At 75.1% G+C, this 16631-nt stretch carries 18 protein-coding genes; 4 read left to right on the forward strand and 14 right to left on the reverse strand.

Annotated elements, in window-relative coordinates:
- Positions 1-48 precede the first annotated feature (48 nt).
- A complete protein-coding gene (locus tag H9623_RS19990) occupies positions 49-1656 on the forward strand; it encodes a PP2C family protein-serine/threonine phosphatase (protein WP_193719424.1) in 1608 nt (535 codons plus the stop codon).
- Positions 1657-1720: 64 nt separating this feature from the next.
- On the opposite strand, the gene H9623_RS07415 is transcribed toward H9623_RS19990, so the two are convergent.
- Together H9623_RS07415 and H9623_RS07420 are read right to left on the reverse strand one after the other, a co-directional pair.
- Positions 1721-2470: an Lsr2 family DNA-binding protein gene (locus tag H9623_RS07415; protein ID WP_193719425.1), complete on the reverse strand. Its 750-nt coding sequence runs from the start codon at positions 2468-2470 to the stop codon at positions 1721-1723.
- 121 nt (positions 2471-2591) lie between these two features.
- Entirely contained in the window at positions 2592-3038 is a 447-nt protein-coding gene (locus H9623_RS07420) for a hypothetical protein (protein ID WP_193719426.1), read from the reverse strand.
- 401 nt (positions 3039-3439) lie between these two features.
- Between H9623_RS07420 and H9623_RS07425 the strand changes: the two genes are divergently transcribed.
- On the forward strand, positions 3440-4447 hold the full coding sequence (locus tag H9623_RS07425; protein ID WP_193719427.1) for a pentapeptide repeat-containing protein: 1008 nt from the start codon (positions 3440-3442) through the stop codon (positions 4445-4447).
- 105 nt (positions 4448-4552) lie between these two features.
- Here H9623_RS07425 and H9623_RS07430 read toward each other — a convergent pair whose 3' ends face one another.
- From H9623_RS07430 to H9623_RS07470, 9 genes are all read right to left on the reverse strand, one after another.
- Positions 4553-4732, reverse strand: a complete 180-nt coding sequence (locus H9623_RS07430) for a hypothetical protein (RefSeq protein ID WP_193719428.1) — start codon at positions 4730-4732, stop codon at positions 4553-4555.
- 103 nt (positions 4733-4835) lie between these two features.
- The gene (locus tag H9623_RS19995; protein ID WP_193719429.1) at positions 4836-5786 is read right to left on the reverse strand and encodes a quinone oxidoreductase family protein; all 951 of its coding nucleotides are present in this window, start codon (positions 5784-5786) and stop codon (positions 4836-4838) included.
- A 111-nt stretch (positions 5787-5897) separates the two neighbouring features.
- Positions 5898-6335: an alternative ribosome rescue aminoacyl-tRNA hydrolase ArfB gene (arfB, locus tag H9623_RS07440; RefSeq protein ID WP_193719430.1), complete on the reverse strand. Its 438-nt coding sequence runs from the start codon at positions 6333-6335 to the stop codon at positions 5898-5900.
- 110 nt (positions 6336-6445) lie between these two features.
- Entirely contained in the window at positions 6446-7084 is a 639-nt protein-coding gene (locus H9623_RS07445) for an SRPBCC family protein (protein ID WP_193719431.1), read from the reverse strand.
- 136 nt (positions 7085-7220) lie between these two features.
- Positions 7221-8021, reverse strand: a complete 801-nt coding sequence (locus tag H9623_RS07450; RefSeq protein ID WP_193719432.1) for a class I SAM-dependent methyltransferase — start codon at positions 8019-8021, stop codon at positions 7221-7223.
- 53 nt (positions 8022-8074) lie between these two features.
- The gene (locus H9623_RS07455) at positions 8075-8890 is read right to left on the reverse strand and encodes an MBL fold metallo-hydrolase (protein WP_193719433.1); all 816 of its coding nucleotides are present in this window, start codon (positions 8888-8890) and stop codon (positions 8075-8077) included.
- 139 nt (positions 8891-9029) lie between these two features.
- A complete protein-coding gene (locus H9623_RS07460) occupies positions 9030-10433 on the reverse strand; it encodes an MFS transporter (protein ID WP_321575335.1) in 1404 nt (467 codons plus the stop codon).
- Positions 10430-11431, reverse strand: a complete 1002-nt coding sequence (locus H9623_RS07465) for a polysaccharide deacetylase family protein (protein ID WP_193719434.1) — start codon at positions 11429-11431, stop codon at positions 10430-10432. The genes H9623_RS07460 and H9623_RS07465 overlap by 4 nt, the downstream gene beginning before the upstream one ends.
- On the reverse strand, positions 11415-12653 hold the full coding sequence (locus H9623_RS07470; RefSeq protein WP_193719435.1) for an ROK family transcriptional regulator: 1239 nt from the start codon (positions 12651-12653) through the stop codon (positions 11415-11417). The genes H9623_RS07465 and H9623_RS07470 overlap by 17 nt, the downstream gene beginning before the upstream one ends.
- 391 nt (positions 12654-13044) lie before the next feature.
- Here H9623_RS07470 and H9623_RS07475 point away from each other — a divergent pair, with 391 nt between their 5' ends.
- Positions 13045-13773, forward strand: a complete 729-nt coding sequence (locus H9623_RS07475) for a DUF4097 family beta strand repeat-containing protein (protein ID WP_193719436.1) — start codon at positions 13045-13047, stop codon at positions 13771-13773.
- A 19-nt stretch (positions 13774-13792) separates the two neighbouring features.
- Here the strand turns inward: H9623_RS07475 and H9623_RS07480 are convergent, their stop codons facing one another.
- Positions 13793-14662 (reverse strand): NAD(P)H-binding protein, encoded by an 870-nt coding sequence (locus tag H9623_RS07480; protein WP_193719437.1) that lies wholly within the window; start codon positions 14660-14662, stop codon positions 13793-13795.
- Positions 14663-14747: 85 nt separating this feature from the next.
- On the opposite strand from H9623_RS07480, the gene H9623_RS07485 reads away from it, so the two are divergent.
- Entirely contained in the window at positions 14748-15161 is a 414-nt protein-coding gene (locus H9623_RS07485) for a winged helix-turn-helix transcriptional regulator (protein WP_193719438.1), read from the forward strand.
- A gap of 34 nt (positions 15162-15195) precedes the next feature.
- Here H9623_RS07485 and H9623_RS07490 read toward each other — a convergent pair whose 3' ends face one another.
- Together H9623_RS07490 and H9623_RS07495 are read right to left on the reverse strand one after the other, a co-directional pair.
- Positions 15196-15711 (reverse strand): hemerythrin domain-containing protein, encoded by a 516-nt coding sequence (locus H9623_RS07490; RefSeq protein WP_193719439.1) that lies wholly within the window; start codon positions 15709-15711, stop codon positions 15196-15198.
- 173 nt (positions 15712-15884) lie between these two features.
- The gene (locus H9623_RS07495) at positions 15885-16535 is read right to left on the reverse strand and encodes a nucleoside/nucleotide kinase family protein (protein ID WP_193719440.1); all 651 of its coding nucleotides are present in this window, start codon (positions 16533-16535) and stop codon (positions 15885-15887) included.
- Between the last annotated feature and the right edge of the window lie 96 nt (positions 16536-16631).

Consider the following 16631-nt stretch of genomic DNA (forward strand, 5'->3'; position numbering starts at 1 on the left):
CAGTGCACAGGATGCACGGGCCCCTGTGGAAACCTCCTATCATGAGTCGTGAGTTCCGACTGGTTCGACCTGGCCACCCAGGGCACCGAGAGCGGCGAGCTGGCCCGGTCGATCGACTGGTCGGCCACCTCGATCGGCTCCCCCGAGACCTGGCCCAAGACGCTGCGCGCCGCCGTGCGCCTGTGCTTCAGCACGCGTTTCCCCATCTTCATCGCCTGGGGCCCCGAGCTCCTCATGATCTACAACGACGGCTACCGGCCCATGCTCGGCCAGGAGAAGCACGTCGGCGCGATGGGCGCGCCCGTGAGCGTCGTCTGGGCCGAGATCTGGGACGACATCGAGCCGCTGTTCGCCTCGGTGCTCGCGACCGGCGAGCCGACCTGGTCGGAGGACCAGCCCCTGGTCATGAACCGGTCCGGGTTCGACGAGGAGACCGCCTTCACGTTCTCCTACAGCCCGCTGCGCGACGACGACGGCGTGATCCGGGGCGTCATGGACGTCGCGACCGAGACGACCGATCACGTGGTCGACTCCCGCCGCCTCCAGATCCTGGGCACCCTCACGGCGACGCTCCAGCGCCTGCAGGGCGACGTCGACGAGCTCGCGGCCGCGACCGTGGGCGTGCTGGGCCGCAGCGTCGACGTCACGCGCGCAGACCTCTACCTCGAGACCGCGGACGGCCTCGTGGCCTTCGCCTCGACCCACGAACGCCACGACGAGTCCGTGCCGTCGCAGATCCTGCGCGAGGTCGCCGACGAGCGGCGGCTCGAGCAGGTCGGCCCCGCGCTCGTCGCCCCGCTCGCAGCCAGCCGCGACCGCGCCGCCGCAGGCGTGATCGTCCTCGAGGGGAACCCCCACCGCCCCGACGACGACGCCCAGCGCTCGTTCCTCCAGCTCGTGGCGTCCTCGGTGGGCACCGCGCTGAGCAGCACCCTGGCGCAGCTCCGGCAGGTCAACGAGCTGCGGTACGTCGCGAACGCGCTCCAGGACGCGATGCTGCCCGACGACCCGACGGCGCCCGGCTGGCACACGCGGTACCGCCCGGCCGACGACAACCTCCTCATCGGCGGCGACTGGTACGACGTGGTGGACCTGTCCGGCGGACGGTTCGGCCTGGTCGTGGGCGACTGCGTGGGCAAGGGGCTGCGGGCCGCGGCCGTCATGGGCCAGCTCCGCAGCGCGAGCCGCGCCCTGCTCCTGGAGAACCTGGGTCCCGCGGCCACGCTCGAGGGCCTCGACCGCTTCGCCCGGACACTGCCCGGAGCCGAGCTCGCGACCGTGCTGTGCGCGATCGTCGACGAGAACGCCCGCACCCTGACCTACTCGGCGGCCGGGCACCTGCCGCCCCTCGTCGTCAACAAGGCCGACACGTGCTGGCTGAACGACGGCCGGGGCACGCCCCTCGCGCTCAGCAACCGCCCCCGCGAGGAGGCCACGGCGTCCCTCGCGAGCGGCGACGCGGTCATCCTGTACACGGACGGCCTGGTCGAGCGGCGCGAGGAGCACCTGTCCGAGGGGCTGCGGCGGCTCGCCGACGCGGCCCTCGCGATCCGCGAGGAGCGCCCGGCCGCCGACCTCCCCGACGCCCTGCTCGCCGAGCTCCTCGCGGGCGGCGCGCGCGACGACGTCGCCCTGCTGATGTACGAGGTGCCCTGACCGCACCTCGCCACGCGCCGGGCTGCTCAGGGCAGCCCGGCGTCGTGCACGCAGATCGCGCCGGTCAGGCGTTCGCGGCGCGGTAGGCCTCCAGGACGGCCTTGGGCAGGCGGCCCTTGAGGCTGACCGTGTGGCCGTTCTCCAGCGCCCAGGTGCGGATGGCGGCCGTGGTCTCGCCCGGCAGGAGGTAGCCGGTGGCCTTGGGTGCCTCGGCGGCGGGCACCGAATCGGTGGCGGGCACGGCGTCGGCCTCGGCGACGACGGGCTCGGCCTCGGCCACCGGTGCCTCCTCGATCACGACGGCCTCGACGACCTCGACCGTGACGGCGCCGGTCTCGACGACCTCCACCTCCGCGACGTCCTGCTCGGCGGCCTCGGCGACGACCTCCGCGACCTCGACGGTCTCCTCGACCACGACGGCCTCGGGCGTCTCGACCACGGTCGCCGTCTCGACGACCTCGACGACCTCGACCACGGGCTCGGGCTCGACGGGCTCAGCCACAGCCTCCGGCACGACGACGGGCTCGACCGTCTCGACCACGGGCTCAACCGTCTCGACCACGGGCTCAGCCGCAGTCTCCGGCTCGACAGGCTCGGCCTCCGGAGCCGTCTCCGGCTCCAGGACGGCGATCGCGACAGGCGTCGACGCCGGCTCGGCCACGGCGGCCGCAGCGGGGGCGGACGACGCGGCAGCCTCGGCCGGCGCGGTGTCGGGGGTGGCCTTCTGGGCGCCGTCGAACAGTGACGTGACGCTCACCACCGGCGCGACCTCCGCCTTCTTCCGACGACCCTTGAACCAGCTCAGCAAACCCATGACGACCTCTCCGCGAACGTTGCGCCGCACCGGCCGATGCGCGCACGGGCAACTCTTTCACAGATCGGACATCGACCCGTCGAGCGCCCGTGCCGCCACCGGCGGGCGGACGCCGGTCAGGTCACCTCTCGAAGGTCGCCCCGGTGGGCATCGTGACGGCGCACGTCGCGGTCTCCCCCGGCCCTGCCGAGGTCGCCTCCGCGAGGACCGCCTCGTTCGTCCGCCCGCGGTCCTTGACGATCCGGCACGACGCGACGCCGTCCCCGACGGGCTCGACCTCGATGCGCGCCGGCTGCCCCGCGGCGACGACCGCCTCGGTCGTGTAGGGAGACCCGACGGCGCCCGACGCGCTCTCCTCGACCGACGTCCCGGTGCGGTCCCCTGCGGGCGCCTGTGTCCACGAGACCGACTCGATGCCGGCCGCCGAGGTGGCCTCGTACCCGAGGAAGTACGAGTCGACCGGGCGCTGCATCATGGCGGTGCGCAGCACCAGGAGGCTCGCCACGAGCAGTGCGATGCCCAGGATCGAGCCGATGACGACGAGGACGGGACCGACCTTGCTCGGCACTTCACCCTTGCTCTGCACTTCACGCTCCGGGGGACTGCGGCCGAAGCGGGGTGCGCGAGGCCGACGGGACGGGCGCCGGGTGCGACGCCGTGGACGCACCGCGGCGCCCCGGGAAGGCAGGGCGGGCCGCTGTGCGTCGCTCCCACCGTAGGCACGCGACCACGACCGCACATCGACCGGACGGACGAGGTCCTCCTCCGCAGGGTCGGCAGCACGGGGTACCCGCGTCCTCCGCAGGTCGGCAACCGGACATCGGCCGGGGGCGTCGAGACCCTGCCGCCCCGGCCCCCGCCCCAGCCCCCCGCGTCGGCGGCCGCCGCCGGGTCGTGGAACTCGCTCGACTCCGTACCGGGGGCGCGGTGTACTGGAGACCAGCCGCCCCACCGTCCGCCAGGAGTCCCATGCCCCCGTCGTCCTCCAGCCCCGCCGCGGAACGTGCCCGCCTGGGCCTGCACGCCGAGTGCGCGAGCTGCTTCGGGCTGTGCTGCGTGGCGTTGGCGTTCACGCGCTCGGCCGACTTCCCCATCGACAAGGACGCGGGCGAACCCTGCCGCAACCTGCGGCCCGACCACCGGTGCGGCATCCACCCGGACCTGCGGGACCGCGGGTTCGTGGGCTGCACGGTCTACGACTGCTTCGGCGCCGGGCAGAAGATCTCCGGGTCCACGTTCGCGGGGCAGGACTGGCGAGAGCACCCCGAGGTGCGGGCGTCGATGTTCGCGCTGCTGCCCGTGCTGCGTCACGTGCACGAGCTGCTCTGGTACCTGACCGAGGCCGTGGCACTGACCGAGCGCCACGGCGCCCGCGACCGCACCGACCGCACCGACGGCTCCGACGGCTCCGACGGCTCCGACCGCACCGACGAGCTCGGCAGCCACGACCCGGCGCTGACCTCGGACCTGCGGGCCGCGGTCGACCGCGTCGAGCACCTCTCCCTCGGTGCACCGGACGACCTGCTCGCACTGGACCTCGACGCGCTCCGGGGCAGCGTCAACCCGCTGCTGCTCCGCGCCAGCGAGGGCGCCCGCGCACGGTCGGCGCACCAGCCGCGGGGACGGCGCGCCGAGCACCGGGGGGCTGACCTCGTGGGCCGACGCCTGGCCGGCGCGGACCTGCGGGGAGCGAGCCTGCGCGGAGCGCTGCTCGTCGGCGCCGACCTCCACGGGGCCGACCTGCGCGGAGCCGACCTCGTGGGAGCCGACCTCCGCGGCACCGACCTGCGCGGCGCCGACCTCACCGACGCGCTGTTCCTCACGCAGACCCAGATCGACGCGGCCCGGGGCGACTCCGCGACGCTCCTGCCCGCAGGGCTCGAGCACCCCGGGCACTGGGGCGACGCACCCCCCGGGCCCCGTGGCCGTGCGCCCCGAGCCGTGCCACCGCGCGGGGAGAGACGTCCCCGGCGGTGAGCGACGTCGTCGGGCCCGGGCCGGCACGCACCGGCACGCGCCGGCGGACGGCGCCCCCGGCCCGACGACGCAGGGGCGGCCCCGACGGGGCCACCCCTGCGCTGCTCACCTGTCGTTGAGCTTCTTGGCCTGCTCGGCCACGGTGTCGACGTGCTTGTCGACCGAGTCCGACGTGCGGCCCTTGACCAGGTCCGCGACCTGGTCGATGCGCTCGTCCGTCAGGGCCTCCTTGGCCTTCTCGACGAACCCGCCCAGGCCACCCAGGCCACCCTTCTGCTCGCTCATGTCCTCGTCCTTCCGTCAGTTCCCGGGACCGGTCGTCACGGGGCTGCGCCCCATACTGCCCCGGCCGGGGGCCTCGCTGCTCACCCGCGAGCGGGTGAAGCGCTCACGGCACCAGCACGATCCGGGTGCCCGACGCGGTCGTCGCGCCCCACGCCGCCTCGACCTCGCGCAGGGGGGTCGTGACGACGTCGACCTGCGGTCGGACCTGCGGCAGCGCGGCCGCGAGCTCCCGCAGCGCAGACACCATCGCCACGGGCGAGACGGATCCCTGGCCGCTCCCGCTGACCTGCACGTTCGTCTTGCGGAGCGTCGCCGCGGGCAGGGTGATCGTGGGACCGGCGGTGGCCCCGACGTGCACCCAGCGCAGCAGGTGCGCGGGGTCGCTGCGGGCGCCCGTCACGGCCGCGAGCGCCCCCTCGGTCGGCGCTCCCCACACGTAGTCGACGACGACGTCGACGTCCGCGGCCTCACGTGCGAGCCGTTCGGCGGCGTCGTCGGCCGTGAGCGGGACGACGGCGTCGGCCCCGAGGCGACGGACCACCGCGAGCGAGGCGGGGTCGCGCCCGGCCCCCACGACGCGGCCCGCCCCCAGGTGGCGCGCGAGCTGGACGGCGAGGCGGCCTGCGTTGCCCGTCGCGCCCAGGACCAGGACGGCCTCGCCCGGGCGCAGGCCGGCCCGGTGGCGCAGCGCGAGCCAGGCCGACATCGCGGGGTTCATGACGGCCGCGACGGTCACGTCGTCGAGCCCCTCGGGCAGGTCCACGAGGTCGTCTGCGGGCACCGCGACCAGGTCGGCCATGCTGCCGCGGGGCGCCTCGAGCCCCGCGAAGAACACTCGCCGCCCGTCCTCGGTGCGACCCACGCCGTCGAACCCGGGCACGAGCGGCAGCACGCCGTCGCTCGTGTAGTGCGTGCCCGCGGCCCCCGAGCGGACGCGTGGGTGCAGGCCCGCGGCCAGCACGTGCACGAGCACCTCGCCGGGCCCCGGCTCGGGGTCGGGCACCTCGGTCCAGCGGGGCGGGCGGTCGAACGACGTGACGAGGGCGGCGTGCACGGCGGTTCCTCCTTGTCGGGCGGGCGTCCCGCCCCCGGTCCCCCGGTCCCGACGTGGGCGCCCCCTCGATGCTCGCACCCCTCCGCAGGGTCGGCACCCGGGCGGCACGGGTCAGTCCGTGGGGCGGCGACGCATCTGCTTGGTCGTGGTCCGCTGCTTCTTCGCGGCGAGGCGACGCTCCTGGGAGCCGCGCGTGGGGCGGGTCGCGCGCCTCTTCCGTGCGGGCGGGGCGAGCCCCTCGGCGACCAGGGCTGCGAGCCGCGTCCGCGCGGCCGCCCGGTTGCGGAGCTGCTCGCGGTGCTCGCTCGCGGTCACGGTCAGCACGCCCCCGACGAGGCGCTTGTCGAGGCGTTCGAGCAGGCGTGCGCGCTGGGAGTCGCTCAGGACCGCCGACGCGGCGACGTCCCACGAGAGCTCGACGCGCGAGTCCGTGGTGTTGACGCCCTGGCCCCCCGGGCCCGAGGCGCGCGAGAACCGCCAGGCGAGCTCGGCCTCGGGGATCGACAGGGCGGGGCTCACGGCGAGGCCGCGGTGCGGGACGGTGGACACCTGACCATCATCGCGGGTCGTCGGGCTGCGCCGCGCCCGCGTCGAGCGAGGACGTGGGACGTGCGGGGCGTCGTCGGGCCGGGTCGTCCTGCCCGACGGCGCCGCTCACCTCAGGCGGCCGCCGCGCCCACACGTCCCTCGGCGCGGTCGCGGATCCCTCGCAGCATCCTGGCGCTCATCAGGAAGCTCACGGGCTGGACGGGCTCGACGACGGCGCCGGCCCACCAGCGCGTGTACCCGTAGCGCTCGCGCACGAGCAGGCGCGTGGCGCCGTCCGGGGCGGGGCGCAGCACGAACGACCACGAGAAGTCGTACGGCGGCGCGGACGCCCCGACGGGGACCGCGCCACGCAGCACGACGTGCCGTTCGGGGACGATCGCGGCGACGCGCAGCGCCATGTCGGGGTGGAGGCGGACGTCGTCGCCGACGGCGAGCCGCTGCCACGCCGGTTCGATGCGGTCGGCGTTCTCGATGTCGCAGCCCACGAGGTTCTCGAGCCACTCGTAGCTGTAGAAGCCGCCGCGGCCCTGGCCGAGCTGGACGACCCAGCGCCACACCTCGCGCGGCGGGGCGGCGATCGTCACGGCGCGGGTCGCGACGGCATCCGCGTGCGGGACGATCTCGTCGCCCGCGAGGGCGTCGGAGGGCTCGTCGTCCCGTGTCCCCCAGGTCATGGTCATGCGCCGGGTCAGGAGCAGGGCCCCGACCGTGACCGCTGCGACGGCGGTCCTCGTGACGAGCGGTCTCATGGCAGTCTCCTCCGACGTGGGACCTGGGGCTGTGTCGATCGTCTCATCTCCGCGCACGAAACCTCGCGCTTGTGAGAGATTGCACAAGCGTGTCGCGGTGTCGCTCGCTGACCGGGCCGCTCGGCGGCAGGCGCGCTCAGCCGACCCGGCCGAACCCGAGGAAGTGCGGACTCGCCGCGATCAACGCCGGGTCCGACTCGACCAGGCGTGCCGCACGGACCGCCGAGCCGAGCAGCGGCTCGGCCTGGTCGAGCGGCAGGTTGTCGAGCGCCGGCGTGCTCGGCCCCTCGACCCCGAAGACCGCGACCTCCACGAGCCCGGCCTCCGACATCTCCTGCGCGAGCTCGTCGGGACGGTGGAAGTACGCCGTCGTGAAGCCCGCGCGCGGGTCGTGCACCCCGGTCTCGATCGCCCGCCGGATCGACGACTCCACCTCGTCGGTGATCCCACCGATCGCCGCGCGCTCCAGGAGACCCGCGTACCGGCTGATCCCCGCCACGACCACGACACCGCCCGGGCGCACCACGCGGGCGGCCTCTCGCAGGGCGAGCAGCCGGTCCGCACCGACCGTGAGGTGGTAGAGCGGGCCGAGCAGCAGCACGACGTCGGCCACCGCGTCCTCGAACGGCAGGTCACGGGCATCCCCGACACGCGCCCGCACGCCGGGGACCTCCGCGGCCTGCGCGACGTGCGACGGCACCGGGTCGAGCAGGTCGACGTCGAACCCCGCCCCGACGAGCCACGCCGCGTGCACCCCGGTCGCACCGCCGACGTCCACGACCCGGCCCGGTGGCGACGGGAGGAACCGGCCCAGCAGCTCGCGCGTGCGCAGCAGCTCGAGGCGCCCCTGCGCGGACCCGTGCAGGCGTGCGTCCTCGCGATAGTGGTCGGTGTAGAAGTCCAGGATCTCGGGGTCCAGCGCGGGTTCGATGCTCACACGGTCATCTTGTCGGGGTCGGGACGGGGTGTCCACGGCGCGCGGCCGACCCCTCACGTCAGGTGGTCGAAGTCCCCCCGCACCCAGGCCGCGTGCCGGTCGGCCGAGCGCCGCACGACCGCCCGCGCGTCCACGGGGATCACGCCCTCGAAGTTGTTGTACAGCCGGTCGAACGCGAAGCGCTCGACGTGGGTCGCGACCCGGTCCACGACCGCCCCCGACAACGGGATCCGGTTGGGATAGCTGCGCAGGAAGCTCACCGAGGTGCGGTCCGGGTTCGCGAAGATCGTGTCCCCGCTCAGCAGGACCCCGCGCCCCTCGGCTCCCGCGGCCCAGTGGACGACGGCGCTGCCCGGGAAGTGACCGCCCGGCTGGGTCAGCGTCACGCCCGGCAGGATCTCACGGTCCCCCGACCAGGTCTCGATCACGGGGTCCGGGCGGGCCACCCACCCGGCGTCGGCCTCCGCGACGAGGACCGGCACGCCCCCCAGGGCTCTGCTCCACTCGACCTGGACGCCGAACATGTGCGGGTGGCTCGCGACGACCGCCACGACGTCGCCCAGCGCGCGGACCCGCCGCACGGCGTCGTCGTCGAGGTAGCCCACCGGGTCCCACAGCAGCATCCCGGCCGGGGTCCGCACCACCTTGGACTCCTGCCCGATCCCCTCCCCCGGGTGGCCGGCCAGCGCGAAGAGGTCAGGTTCGAGCTCGGTCACCGAGACCTCGTGCCCCTCGGCCGAGAGCTCGTCGAGCGTCGTCCAGGCCTGGCCGTCCGCAGGCACCCACTGGCGCTCGTCGGCGCAGATCGCGCACACCTCGGGCCGTTCGGCGTGCTCCACGGCGCACGTCCGGCAGATCCACCACGTCATCGGGGTCGTCCTCTCCGTCGTCGGGCCGCGCCGCCTCAGGTCGGCGTGGTCCATGGGTCACGCCCACTCTGGCACGCCCGGCGCCGCACCGAGCGGTCAGGCCCGGCGCGGCGACCGCGCCGCCCCCCCGACGACCGGGTCAGCGGCTGAGCAGCTCGACGTCCTGCGGCTCGTCGTCCCCGGCCTCGCCCCCCGCACCGGCCGACGGCACGTCCAGACCGCGCAGCGGGTACCCCCAGAAGCAGAGCCACGCGAGCCCGGCCACCACGAGCGGGACACCGCCCATGAGGACCCGGATCCCGGTCGCCACGGCCTCCGGCTGGGCGGCGACGGACAGGTCCGGGTCGTACCCGGTCGCCCCGAGGACCACCGCGATCACGACCGCCTGCACGATCACCGACCCGCGCACCACGAAGCCGTTGACCCCGAAGTACATGCCCTCGCGGCGCAGCCCGGTGCGCCGCTCGTCGTCGTCGATCACCTGACCGAGCGCGACCTCGAGGAGCTGCATCATGCCCGCGACCCCGATGCCCACGAGGCCCGCGACGACCATCGCCCCCTCGATGGTCCCGGGGACCAGGAACAGGCCCACGGCCACGCCGTACGCCGCGACCGACCACAGCAGCGCCCGGCGCGGGCCCACCCGGCGCACGACCCACGACCACCCGACGATCGCGGGGATCGCGACGACGAAGATGGGTGCGAGCACGAGCGTCGCGTCGGCCTCGGCGCCGCCCAGCACGTAGCGCACGTAGAACGGCACGGACGCGAGCAGGAGCGCGGTCGTCGACTGGAGCAGCAGGGACCCCAGGACGTACGTCACGAACGCCCTGTTCGCGAACGTGTACCGGAGCTGCTCGCGCAGCGGCAGCGCGGCCTCGCGGGCGGCGACCGCCACCTCGTCGACCGGACGCTCGACCATCCCGGCCAGCGACCACAGGTAGAACGCGAGGCACAGCACGCCCAGCACGAGGCCCATGCCGACCCACCCGAGCGGCGACCCGTAGAGCAGCGGCGCGGCCGCGGTCCCCAGGATCATCCCGACCAGGCCGAAGATCTGGCGCGGCGTGTTCCCCCGCGCGCGCTCCGCCGTCGTGCGGAAGATCTCCGGGAACAGGGCCGAGGTGTTGAGCACGACCGCGACGTACGCGACGTCGTAGACCGCGACCACGACGAGGAACCAGACGAGCAGGCCCGTGGGGCTCACGTCGGGCGGCATCCACACGAGCGAGAACGCGGCGACGAGCGGCACGATCCCCAGCCCGATCCACGGGACCCGTCTGCCCCACCGGGTCCTGTGACGGTCGGAGGCGGCGCCCACGAGCGGGTTCAGGACCGCGTTGAGGATGCCGTGCGCGACCATGGCGCCCGCGACCCAGCCCGCGGGGACCCGCAGGTGGTCGACGTAGAAGAACACGACGAACGCCGAGAACGTCTGGGCCATGAGGTTCGCGGGGAACGCCGAGGCGCCGTACGCGAGGGTCCGGGCGCGCGAGGGCACGCCCGTCAGGCGGCGGTCCCGCAGGCCCGCGAGGGCGCTCACCGCCCGTGCCCGACGGCGTCGCCCGCCCGGGTGGCCGGGTCGCCGGGAACGGGGGTCGAGCCCGTGCCCCGGGCGGGGAGACCACGCTGCACGTCGCGCAGGTCGCGCCAGCCGATGCGCACGATCCCCTCCTCCGCGAGGGTCGCGGCGACGTCCGGGTCGGCCAGCAGCCGATGCTCGATGCCCCGCTTGCGGGTCGCGAAGTGCGCGACGTCCGCGAGCTCGGCGTCGTCGAGCATGGGGTGCAGGAAGACCTCGGTGACCCCGGGCCCGGTCGCGCGCAGCAGGTCGAGGAACCCCTTCTTGACCGAGTCGTAGTCCTCCTCCTCGGCGGTGCCCTCGCCCAGCAGCTCGAACGGGTGGGTCACGAGGTGGTCGAGGATCACGACCCCGGCGGCGTCCGCCGCTGCCGTGGCCTGGTCCAGCACCGACCGGAAGGTGTCCGGGAGCCCCGTCCCGGCGACCGTGCGCGGCAGCCGGAACGGCAGCCCGTGCCGGGCGGCGAGCTCGAAGACCTGCGGCAGGAATGTGCGGCCGGTCTCGAGGCCGTAGACCGACCCCATGTGGTTGTCGAGGTGCGTGACGTCCATGCCCGCGCGCAGGGCCGCGTCGAGCTGCGCCGCGAGCTCTGCCGCCACGTCCCCGTCGTCGGCCTGGAGCTCGACGCTGCGGCAGTCCGCCGGGAAGTACCCCGACGCGTCGACCAGCGTCGTCGCGACGCCCGTGAGCGGGCGCCACCGGTACCCGTTCCACTCGCTCGTGAGGACCAGGTGGACCCCCAGGTCGAGGTCGGTCCGGGCGGCCGCGAACGCGAGGGCCTCGGGCGCCCACGGGCACGGCACCATGAGGGTCGCCGAGTCGAGGTGGCCCGCGTCGAGGAGCTCGGTGATCGCCCTGTTCGCGGCCCGGCACATGCCGAGGTCGTCCGCGTTGAGGATGAGCGCCCTGGCTCCGGGCGGGAGGCCGAGCCGGGTGACGAGGTCAGAGGGTGCGCGCATCGTCGGCCTCCAGCGAGGTGACGTCCTGGCCCGCGGACGTGCCGTCGTCGGGCGGGTCCGGCGACTCGGCCGCATGCCGGACCGCGGCCGCGAACGCCTCGTCGCGCAGCCTGTCCCTGGCCAGGGCCACCGCGCCGAACAGCACGGCATCGGCCGCGACGCCGCTCGGCTCGACCACGATCGGGAGGATCCCGACGCGCTCGGCGAGGTAGGTCCTCACGCGCCGCAGGACGGGCTCCTCGGAGGCGACCCCCGCCAGGACGACCTTCTGCGGTTCGAGCAGGAGGACGATCGAGGCGATCAGCACCGAGAGCCGCCCGGCGAGCTCGTCCACGACGGCGAGCGCGCGCTCGTCACCCTCCTCGGCCCGGTCCAGGTTCTCGTGCGGCTCCAGGTCCGCGGGCAGACCGGCGTCCGCCGCCGACGACGCGAGCGAGGCCGCACCGATGCTCTCCGCCCCGAGCGCACGACCGGGCTGCGGGAGGAACCCGACCTCGCCCGCCCCGCCCGACGCGCCGCGGTACAACCTGCCACCCGTCATGATGACCGCACCGAGCCCGATGCCCAGGCGCAGCAGGACGAACGAGTCCAGCCCCTGCCCCACGCCCGAGCGCTGCTCGGCGATCGCCGCGAGGTTGACGTCGTTCTCCAGCAGGACCGGGCAGCCCAGGCTGTCCTCCAGGGCGTCGTGCAGCGCCGTTCCGCCCTTCTCGTGCCCGGGCACGTGCCGCACCGTGGCGTGGTCGACGGCCACGATCGCCGGGAGCCCGACGACCGCGCACCGGATCGAGACGACGCCCGCCCCCGGGTCCTGGCTCACGGCCGCGACGCAGTGCGCGGCGAGCTCTCCGACGACCCTCGCGCGGGCCTCGGGGTCCTTCACGGGCAGCTGCTGCTCGGCGCGGGCGCGGACCCGACCCACGAGGTCGATGAGCGCCACCCGCACCCGCACGTGGCCGATGTCGACCGCGAGCGCGTACCCGTGCGCCGGGTCGACGCGGTACAGCGTGGCAGCGGGCCCGCGGAGCTCGTGGTCGAGCCCCGCCTCCTCCACGACCCCCTGCTCGACGAACGTGCGCAGGGACTGGGCCACGGTGGCTCGGGACAGGCCCGTCGCCGCGACGATCTCCGGTCTGCCGAGGGTGTCGTGGGCGTCGAGCGCCTCGAGGACGGCGCGGGCGTTGATCTCCCGGAGCAGTCGCTGATCTCCTGCAAGAAGCATGTCTACCGGTCTCCGTCGACGGTCGTTCTCCTGGCACATGGGTAGGTCGGGAACCTTCCTACCCGGGCGAGGGTACCCCGGCGACGTTTCGCTGCGCGCGGGCACGCGGGTCACACCTCGCGGCGTCGCCCGGGCGGGTGCAGCCCGGTCGGGCGCCGCCCGGGCGAGGCGCCCGACCCGCCCCGGCCGGGGCGCCCGACCCGCCCTGGCCGGGGCGCCTTCTCAGGGTCGACCCCGAGGCACAGATGGGGGGAACACCCCATGGTCCGCCACCCCCCGGGAGCCCTAGCCTCGGTGGTGGCGGCCCTGCCGGGGGGCGGGGCCGCCGAGACCGTCACGAGCAGGACCCGGCGCGCCCGTCGGGCATGCACCGAGAGACAGAGGAACACACATGCGGACCACCCACCGACGGCTCGTCACGGCGGCCCTGGTCGCCGTCACGGCGGCCACGCTCGGCGCGTGCGCGTTCGGGCCGCGGACGACGGCGACCGAGACCTTCACCGTCACGGACGAGATCACGTCGGTGCGCTTCGACCTCGACGCCGGGTCGGTCGCGCTGCGCGGCTCAGACACGGCCGAGGTGAGCATCGAGCGCAGGCTCGAGTACGTGGGCTCGCACGACGAGGGCGCGACGCACCGCGTCGAGGACGGCGTCCTGGTGCTGTCCGGGTGCGGTCGGCGCTGCTCCGCGAACTACTCGATCGACCTGCCCGCGGGGCTGCCCGTCACGGGCGAGACCGAGCACGGCAGCATCGACCTGACCGCGACCGGCGAGGTCGACGTCACGACCTCCAACGGGTCCGTCGCCGTCACGGACGTCGACGCCGAGGTCGTCGCGCGGACCTCCAACGGCAGGATCGCCGGGACCCGCCTGGGCGGCGACGGGGTGGACGCCGAGACCTCGAACGGGTCGGTCGAGATCTCGCTCGCGACCCCGCAGGACGTCCGCGCGGTCACCGACAACGGCGCGGTCCGCGTCACGGTGCCCGACGGCAGCTACCGGGTCCGCGCCGAGACCGACCTGGGCGGCACCGAGGTCACCGTGCCGGACGACCCCGACGGCGAGTTCGAGATCGTCGCCGAGTCGTCCAACGGGCGGGTCTCGGTGACCCGGGACTGAGCCACCGCCGGGGCGGCGCTCACGCCCGCCCCGGCACCCCGCGGGACCCGAGGACTCCTCGCACCACGTCCGTGACGGGGCGCGCGGGCCGCCCGAGCAGCTCCTCCAGGTGGTCCACGTCGCCGGCCCCGCCCGCGAGGAAGCCCGCGCCGAGCGTCGCGAAGATCGACGCCGCGTGCGCCACCTGGTAGGGCGGGACCCCGGCGGCGAGGGCGTCCCAGGTCCCGCCGAGCGGCGCGGCCTCGTACCGGTCGCCCCCGAGCGCGGCCACGTCGCGGCCCGTCAGCCGTGCGCGCCCGGTCAGCTCGTAGACGCGCCCCGCATGACGGGACGCCCGCCCCGCTCGGACGTCGTCGTGCACCTCGGCCGCGACGCGGGCGGCCACCTCGGCCAGGTCGTCGCGATGCACCACCGACACCGCGCCGTCCCCCCACGGCGCCGCGAAGACGCCGTCGGGCTGGGCCGTGAACCCGACCGCGAGCGCCACCGGCACCTCGGCGTACAGCCCGTTGCGCAGGATCGTGACGTCGAGCGGGGCGTCCGCGAGGCGGGCCTCGGTCCACCGGTGGGCCAGCGCGATCGTCAGCCGGTCCGCGGCTCCCGCGAGACTCGTGTAGAGCACGTGCCGCACCCCGGCCCCGACCGCCGCGTCGACGACCGCACCGTGCCTGGCGCGCACGACGTCGTCCTCGGCGTAGCCCGCCGAGACCACGAGCAGCACGTCGACCCCGGCGAGCGCGCCCGGCAGGGTCTCGGGCCGGTCGAAGTCGACCAGCCGGTCGTCGGGCCCCGACGGCGCCCGGGTCCCCCTCAGCAGGCCGGCGTGGTCCGCGAGGCGTGCGGCGACCGCCCCTCCGAGGGCGCCGGACGTTCCGGTGACGAGCAGCATGGGTGGACCGTCCGATCGTGTGGTTGTCTTCACGGGCGGGACCATCGTCGCCGCCGAGCAGGCCCGACCGTCAGGAGGCACTTCGATGTCAGCAGGGCACACCACGGTGACCACGTCGCCCGTCGTCTCGTGCGGCGAGCCGCACGAGGACTGCGGTATCCGCGACGTCCTCGACCGGATCGGCGACAAGTGGTCGGTGCTGGTCGTCGTCGAGCTCGCGCAGGGCGTCCGACGGTTCCGTGAGCTCCAGCGGGCGGTCCCGGGGATCTCGCAGCGCATGCTCACGCTCACCGTGCGCAGGCTCGAGCGCGACGGCCTGGTCACGCGCACGGTGTTCGCGACCGTGCCGCCGCAGGTCGAGTACGAGCTGACCGCTTCGGGTCACAGCCTGACGCACCTGGTCAGGGTCCTGGCCGACTGGTCGGCCGAGCACCGCGACGGCATCGCCGCGGCGCGCGAGCGGTGGGACGCGCTCAACCCGGGGTCGGAGGTGCGCTGACGCCCGCCCGCCGCGGTGGCGACCTCCCGGCCGTCTAGAGCGGTCCCAGGACGTCGCGGACGTCGGCGTCGAGCGCGAGCGTGTCGAGCACCGTGAGCAGCGCGCGCTCCTCGTAGCGGAAGTGGGACTCCATGATCGCGGCGACCCCCTCGAGGTGACGGTCGAGCTCGTCCGGTGACGCCGACCGGTCGACGGCCGCCTGGAGCCCGCTCAGCAGGTGCGTGATCATCGAGTGGTCCTGTGTCAGGTTGCGCAGGGTCCCGACCAGCTCGGGGTGGGCGGCGGCGATCGCGGGGAACAGCTCGCGGTCCTCACCCTCGTGGTGCCGCGTGAGAGCGGTGCAGAAGCCGTGGCAGAACAGCAGGAGGTCGCGGGTCGCGGGTTCGGCGGGCTCGCCGTCGTCGAGCGCTGCCCGGGTCACGCGCAAGGCGTCGCGCAGCCGCTCGTGCACCGCACGCAGCTCGCGGCTCCATGCGACGAGCCGGGACGTGTCGCCGGTCGCGGCGGGTCCGGGCCGCGTGGCGGGCCCGGTCGTGTCGCCCTCAGTCACGCGAGGGCGAAGGGGGCGACGTGGTCATCGTCGTGCTCCTTCGTGTCCGGCGCCTCCATGCCTGGCACGGTCTGCCACCGGCACGCGACGCTGCGCAGACCCTACCGGTCCCGCGGGCCGTGGTGCGCGGCGCCGTCGGGCACGGGGCGCCCTGCCCGACGGCGCCTCTCGCCTCACGAGCGGCGGCTCGCCCCGGTGTCGACCCAGGCGGGGCGGCGCGCGTCGTCGACGCGCACGACCACGTCGGCCGTGCGCTCCGGGTCGACCTCCGCCCGGTACCGGGCGTACGCGGGCACCGTCCAGGCGTCGGTGGCCGGTGTGCGTCGCGCGATCGTCGCGTCCTGGAGCGACAGGTGGACGGTCAGGTCGACGTCGAGGCCCTGCCCGAGCGCCAGGGAGGCGTCGAGCAGCACGACCAGCCCGGGGGCCGCCTCGACGTAGCCGGCGCGCGTCGAGCGCGAGGTCACGGGGTCGCGCAGGCTCGGCAGGTAGCGCCCGTCCCCGTCCGGCCCGACGGCGGTCAGCACCTCCCGGTTCAGCGCGCCCACGTCGATCCACCCGTCGAGCAAGGAGTCCGGGTCCTCGTGGCCGTGCTCGAGGCGCAGCGACGCGGGCCGCAGGAAGTCCCGCGCGCTGATGCGCGCCGTCGGGCGACCGGCGACGCGCAGGGGCTCGACGAGGGCGTCGGCGAGGCTCTCGGGGCGGGTCGAGGGGTGGCCGTCGACGAGGACCCTCGTCCCCGCAGCGTCGGCGCGCGCCCGCTCGACGACGAGCGCCGCGACGCGTGCGACCAGGACCTCGGGGCTGACCGGCTCGACTCGCACCGGGCCAGGATCGCACGGGGCGTCCTCGCGACGGCGCGGATGGATGCCCCCGGACGCACGAGGCCCCGTCCACAGGTCTGTGGACGGGGCCTCGTG

It is taken from the genome of Oerskovia douganii (assembly GCF_015142735.1).
Classification (GTDB): domain Bacteria; phylum Actinomycetota; class Actinomycetes; order Actinomycetales; family Cellulomonadaceae; genus Oerskovia; species Oerskovia douganii.

What these genes read in the sequence shown, in the direction of transcription:
- H9623_RS07415 (WP_193719425.1), bottom strand. Translation starts at nt 2,470, where the DNA reads ATGGGTTTGCTGAGCTGGTTCAAGGGTCGTCGGAAGAAGGCGGAGGTC.
- H9623_RS07425 (WP_193719427.1), top strand. Translation starts at nt 3,440, where the DNA reads ATGCCCCCGTCGTCCTCCAGCCCCGCCGCGGAACGTGCCCGCCTGGGC.
- H9623_RS07430 (WP_193719428.1), bottom strand. Translation starts at nt 4,732, where the DNA reads ATGAGCGAGCAGAAGGGTGGCCTGGGTGGCCTGGGCGGGTTCGTCGAG.
- H9623_RS07445 (WP_193719431.1), bottom strand. Translation starts at nt 7,084, where the DNA reads ATGAGACCGCTCGTCACGAGGACCGCCGTCGCAGCGGTCACGGTCGGG.
- H9623_RS07455 (WP_193719433.1), bottom strand. Translation starts at nt 8,890, where the DNA reads ATGACGTGGTGGATCTGCCGGACGTGCGCCGTGGAGCACGCCGAACGG.
- H9623_RS07465 (WP_193719434.1), bottom strand. Translation starts at nt 11,431, where the DNA reads ATGCGCGCACCCTCTGACCTCGTCACCCGGCTCGGCCTCCCGCCCGGA.
- H9623_RS07470 (WP_193719435.1), bottom strand. Translation starts at nt 12,653, where the DNA reads ATGCTTCTTGCAGGAGATCAGCGACTGCTCCGGGAGATCAACGCCCGC.
- H9623_RS07475 (WP_193719436.1), top strand. Translation starts at nt 13,045, where the DNA reads ATGCGGACCACCCACCGACGGCTCGTCACGGCGGCCCTGGTCGCCGTC.
- H9623_RS07480 (WP_193719437.1), bottom strand. Translation starts at nt 14,662, where the DNA reads ATGCTGCTCGTCACCGGAACGTCCGGCGCCCTCGGAGGGGCGGTCGCC.
- H9623_RS07485 (WP_193719438.1), top strand. Translation starts at nt 14,748, where the DNA reads ATGTCAGCAGGGCACACCACGGTGACCACGTCGCCCGTCGTCTCGTGC.